The organism is Streptomyces sp. OfavH-34-F (assembly GCF_022347745.1).
Classification (GTDB): domain Bacteria; phylum Actinomycetota; class Actinomycetes; order Streptomycetales; family Streptomycetaceae; genus Streptomyces.
Genome location: NZ_JAKRGC010000619.1, coordinates 1 through 1,336, shown reverse-complemented (window position 1 = coordinate 1,336; position 1,336 = coordinate 1). Strand labels below are relative to the sequence as shown.

2 protein-coding genes are annotated in these 1,336 nt (G+C 74.3%); both read left to right on the top strand.

What is annotated here, in order from left to right:
* Positions 1-430: RDD family protein (locus MHW47_RS35475; RefSeq protein ID WP_239227912.1), on the top strand; the 430-nt coding region annotated here is incomplete at its 5' end.
* 86 nt (positions 431-516) lie between these two features.
* Positions 517-1,179 (top strand): RDD family protein, encoded by a 663-nt coding sequence (locus tag MHW47_RS35470; protein ID WP_239227911.1) that lies wholly within the window; start codon positions 517-519, stop codon positions 1,177-1,179.
* Positions 1,180-1,336 lie beyond the last annotated feature (157 nt).

Sequence of the window (1,336 nt, the reverse complement as noted above, 5' to 3'; positions counted from 1 at the left end):
CACCGCGGCGGCGGCCGTCCCGCTGGCCGGCCGCGCCCTGGACCACATCGACGCCAAGATCGACGCCGCGAAGCTGTCCGGCGAGACGGTCACCGTATGGCTGCTGGACTCCACCACGGCCGCGCTCGGCGGGGCCGTCATCGGCGTCTTCCTGGTGCTCGGCGTACTCCTGGAGGCGCTGCCCACCGCGAAGTGGGGCCGCACGCTCGGCAAGAAGCTCTGCGGGCTCGACGTACGGGACATCGAGTCCCACGAACCGCCCGGCTTCGCCGCCGCGCTGCGCCGCTGGCTGGTGTACGGGGTGCTCGGCCTGCTGGTGGTCGGGGTCGCCGGGGTGCTGTGGTGCCTGGTCGACCGGCCGTGGCGGCAGTGCTGGCACGACAAGGCGGCCGGCACCTTCGTCGCCGGCCCGTCCCCCGAACGCGGCTGAGGGCCTGTCGGGTGACCTCCGGCCGGGCGTCACCCGACAGGCCCTGAGCCGTTGCGGTGGCCCGCGCGCCGGGATGCACTGCCCCCATGAGCAACGATCAGCCGCCGCCCGGTCAGCCGCCCGAGGACGATCCGTTCCGGAAGCGGCCGCCCGGTGACCAGCCGCCGCCGTCGTCCGGCTCGCCCTACGACGGCGCGCCCCCGCCGCCCCCGCCGCCGTACGACGCCGGGCCCTACGGGGGCGGGCCGTACGGCGCTGACCCGCTGGCGGGGATGCCGCCGCTCGCCGAACCGGGCAAGCGCATCCTGGCCCGGCTGATCGACTTCCTGATCATCTCCATCCCGCTCTATCTGATCTCCCTGCCCTGGGGCGGCGCGGTCGGCGGATCCAACGGCAACAACGACGACGACGTCGGCGACCTGTTCGCCCAGACCTACAGCGGGCACCAGCTGGTCTGGTCGCTGATCGGCCTGGTGGTCTACGTCGCGTACGACACGTACTTCACGCACAAGGACGGCCGCACGCTCGGCAAGCGGCTGCTGAAGATGCGGGTCGCGATGCTCAACGACGGCCGGGTGCCGGACACCGGGGCGGCGTTCATGCGGGCCGTGGTGCTGTGGCTGCCGGCGCTGCTGTGCTGCCCGTGCCTGTGGTGGCTCATCAACATCGTGCTGATGTTCACGGACAAGCCCTACCGGCAGGGCCTCCAGGACAAGGCGGCCAAGACCGTGGTGGTGACCGTCAACTGAGGCTCCGCCGGGACGCGGCCGGAACTCAGCGGTGACTCTGGGCGGAGACGGGCGCCCGGCCCTCGGCGGCGGCCGCGGAGCGACGCGGCGCCGGCACCGGGGCGGCGCCCGCCGTCGCCGCCGGTCGCGCGGTGTGGCGGGGGGGGCCGGGGGGGGC

Excerpts from the sequence above, each read along its gene's own strand:
- MHW47_RS35470 (WP_239227911.1), top strand. The coding sequence starts at position 517 with ATGAGCAACGATCAGCCGCCGCCCGGTCAGCCGCCCGAGGACGATCCG.